The following is a 3,827-nucleotide window of genomic DNA, read 5'->3' on the forward strand; positions in this document are numbered from 1 at the left end:
GATACAGCCCGGATCCTTTTCTTCCGCAGAAGAACATCAAGAACCGGCTCCAGTGCAGCCGGTTCCATTCTGAAGTAACCTGCAAGTTCGCGGAGGGAGAGCCTCCTGTGTTTTTCGAGTAACTCAAGCACTTCGGTAAGCATTATGCTGCAACTTTCATCCTTCGGGACATAAGTTTCAGGCTGCTGTAAATCAACCCTAGAATTCCAACGGCTATTGATATCCACATTGCAGAACTGGCCGGGTTGTAAGTAAATGTTCCTATCTGGTAGAAGAGAGTGCTTACCACCCATGCAAGAATACTGAGGTAGATCGTGGAGAACATCGCCCAGCGGAGATTCGTCTCACGGTAGATAGCCGCAATAGCTGCTACACAAGGTGCGTAGATAAGTATGAACAGAAGGTAGGCGTAAGCTCCAACTTTTCCATTGAAGTGTTCCTGTATGGCGCTTAGAGTGCTGCTTTCGATCTCTATTTCTTCTGCGGCTTCTTCCGTATTGCTCAGATCATCGCTTATCTCAACACCCATCGGATCTCTCAGCGCTCCTCCGAAATTCCTGAAACCGTCCGGTATCGCGGCAAAGGATTCAGCGATTCCAGCCCAGAAATCGAAAGGTTCTTCTTCTGCTTCAGAACTGCTGTCCTGCGTATTCATTCCACTGTACAGCGTATCGAGTGTACCGACAACCGCTTCCTTCGCAAAGATGCCTGTGAACAGACCGACAGCCGCAGGCCAATTTTCAGAAGTAAGGCCCATCGGGTAGAATATTGGAGCTATTGTTTTACTGATCGCAGAAAGAACAGAATTCTCGGAATCCTGGTTGCCGAAGCTGCCGTCAGTTCCGATTGAACCGAGAAAGCTGAGTATGATGACGACCGCGATGATCACTTTACCCGCTCTTAGTATAAAGCTCTTCAGGCGGTATATCGTATGGTACATTATTCCCCTGAATGTCGGGAGATGATACGGGGGCAGTTCCATTACAAAGGTTGATGTCTCACCCTGAAGGATCGTTCTTTTGAAGAGAAGTCCTGTTCCCACGGCCAGCAGGATACCCACCATGTACAGACTGAAGAGTACAGAACCTCCCTGTCTCGGGAAGAATGCCGCCACGAAAAGAGTGTAGACCGGTAATCTGGCTCCGCAGGACATGAATGGGTTCATCATTATCGCGAGAATCCTGTCTCTGTTGTTTTCAAGCGTACGGGTTGCCATTATCGCCGGGACATTACACCCGAATCCCACAAGCATTGGAATGAATGCTTTACCCGGAAGACCTATCACCCGGAGAAACCGATCCATTACGAATGCGGCTCTCGCCATGTATCCTGAATCCTCAAGGAGAGAAAGGCAGAAGAAGATCAGGAAAATGGGTGGTATGAAAGTCGCGACTGTCTGAATACCACCGCCTATGCCGTCAGACAGGAAAGTAACCAGAATTTCCGGTAATCTGAATATTTCAAGGAGAAACCTGAATCCATCCACGAAAACAGTTCCCGTTAAACCGTCGAAGAAATCGATGAAAGGAGCGCCGACATGTATCGTGATGACAAACATCATGTACATAACTCCGAGGAAGATAGGTATTCCGAGAATTCTGTTCAGAATCACCATGTCGATTCTATCGGATATATTCCTTCGAACTTCACTTGTTCGATGTACTACATCCTTTGCGAGACCATGAATGAAACCGTATCTTCCATCAGCCATGATGATATCCATATCATCACCGACATGCTTTTCAACCTGTTCTATTTCGGATTTCAGAGAGTCACAGGGAACAGAATCACCACATAGTTCAATTGCGTACTCATCATCTTCGAGTAACTTGATAGCAAGCCATCTGGGATCCACATCGTTTTTTTCAGCAATTTGTTGCACTCGATTCTGAATGAGCTGAATCGCCTTTTCAAGTACCGAATCGTAAGCAACCTTCGTTTCAGGGATCGAGTGGTTCATACTTTCCCTGTTGATGACATCCTTCAGTTCATTGATTCCCCTGTTCCTGGAAGCGACGATAGGAATAACAGGGCAGTCAAGATGCCTGGATAGATGTTCAATCTCTATCTTGATTTTACGTTTTGCCGCAAGATCCGTCATATTGAGAGCCACAACCATTGGAACCTTCATCTCAAGCAGCTGGGTTGTAAGGAAGAGATTACGTTCCAGATTGGTTGCGTCCAGAATATTTACGATAAGGTCAGGGTGTTCTGTGAGAATGTACTTTCTTGCAATCGATTCATCTATTGAGAATGCGGTAAAGGAATAGATCCCTGGCAGGTCAGTTACGTCGACCTCCACGTTATCATGTTTATAGGAACCTTCGATTCGATCCACTGTTACACCTGGCCAGTTGCCGACTCTCTGACGGGAGCCGGTCAAAGCATTCAGAAGCGTTGTTTTACCGACATTCGGATTACCGGCGATCGCGATTCTAATGTTTCTCATTTTAACTCCTGTATTCATTCTGCAGTGTCGATGATAAGAACGTCAGCTTCGCTTTTTCTCAATGTGAGCTTTTGACCGTTCAGTTCAATTTCAACAGGATCCCCCATAGGCGCCTTCCTGAGAAGCCTGAACCGGCAGCCTTTCAGGAGTCCCATTCTCAGCAGTTTATGACGGTATGTTTTGCTTCCCTGGTCGTATCCCGTGATCTTCGCTTCGGAACCTGTTTCAAGATCACCGATCTTCATAAGACTTCCTTTCGGTGTTCAAATTAGAATATTTAGGCATATCTAAACCCTGTATTAAAAAAAACGATCATTCAAGCTGCAGGAATATCTTATGCGCCATTCCATGTCCTATCATCAATCGTGTGTCACCGGTTTTGATTAGAATCATACCATTATTCCCGGTTGACTGGAGCATTTCAATATCATTCCCGATATGCAATCCCATTCCGCTGAACCGCTCCCGGAATCCCCTGCCGCCCCTTACAGCGATTATCCTGGCCTTCTGACCGGGACGCAGTTCGCTCAATCTGACAGAGTAACCGTCTGTTCTACTTCCCCGATCGCGCATTCTGTTCCTGTTAATCTTCACAAACCTCGCATGGATCATTCTCAACGGTTCCTTCATTATGAATGAATCCGAATCCTTCAACCCATCTTTTTCCACCATACTTACATTGTCTCTCGAAATCGAGGTACTGGACGAATCTCTCAACAACTACATCCGGTATGATATGCTCTATACTGCATGCGCATTTGTTAGCAGTGTCAGGGTCTATCGCAAGTACGCTAATAAAGAAGTCACGGAATACCTCATGCTTCCATGCTATTTGTTTTGCGATTTCCGAACCTTCGGGCGTTAGTGTGATGATATCGTAGGGAGCATGGTTAACAAGACCGCGATTTACCAGGATCTGAAGGGCATTTGTTACTGAGGAATTAGCTACATTCAGTTTCTTCGCGATATCGGTAGCCCTGGCCGCAGTCTTTACTTTAATCACATTGTAGATAGCCTCAAGATAATCCTCAAGACTGGAACTGAGTTCCATGTAACCAAAACCTTTCAAATTAGCTTTATATAATAACTTTAGCCTAATCTAATTTACTTGATAAATAAGAAATGTCAAGCTATAGAAGGTTTCACGCTTTGTAGAGTCCACCGCTCCGTGAGGGAGCAGAATCATCCATTCCAAATAATGATTCTTTAAGATTCCATTTATTGCTTCATAGTTCCTATTGACTGTAGAAATGGAATTTATAATATACGAGAATCAAATCAACAAATGATAGAGTAGGGGGTGGGCGGTTAGCTCCTCCTACAATATATTAGAATATGATTTCATCTGAGAACAATGTCGAAAAGCAATATGTTGTGT

General features: G+C 45.1%; 5 protein-coding genes. All 5 read right to left on the reverse strand.

The features are described 5' to 3' along the window. Positions 1-143 (reverse strand): FeoC-like transcriptional regulator (locus tag K8R76_07875; protein ID MCD4848092.1); only part of this gene is annotated, 143 nt, incomplete at its 3' end. After that, entirely contained in the window at positions 143-2,449 is a 2,307-nt protein-coding gene (feoB, locus tag K8R76_07880) for a Fe(2+) transporter permease subunit FeoB (GenBank protein ID MCD4848093.1), read from the reverse strand. The genes feoB and K8R76_07875, both read right to left, overlap by 1 nt. A 14-nt stretch (positions 2,450-2,463) precedes the next feature. Beyond that, entirely contained in the window at positions 2,464-2,694 is a 231-nt protein-coding gene (locus tag K8R76_07885; GenBank protein ID MCD4848094.1) for a ferrous iron transport protein A, read from the reverse strand. Between the two features lie 67 nt (positions 2,695-2,761). Beyond that, positions 2,762-3,022 (reverse strand): ferrous iron transport protein A, encoded by a 261-nt coding sequence (locus K8R76_07890; GenBank protein MCD4848095.1) that lies wholly within the window; start codon positions 3,020-3,022, stop codon positions 2,762-2,764. Positions 3,023-3,032: 10 nt separating this feature from the next. Continuing rightward, on the reverse strand, positions 3,033-3,500 hold the full coding sequence (locus K8R76_07895) for a metal-dependent transcriptional regulator (GenBank protein MCD4848096.1): 468 nt from the start codon (positions 3,498-3,500) through the stop codon (positions 3,033-3,035). Positions 3,501-3,827 lie beyond the last annotated feature (327 nt).

It is taken from the genome of Candidatus Aegiribacteria sp., assembly GCA_021108435.1.
Classification (GTDB): domain Bacteria; phylum Fermentibacterota; class Fermentibacteria; order Fermentibacterales; family JCC-6; genus Aegiribacteria.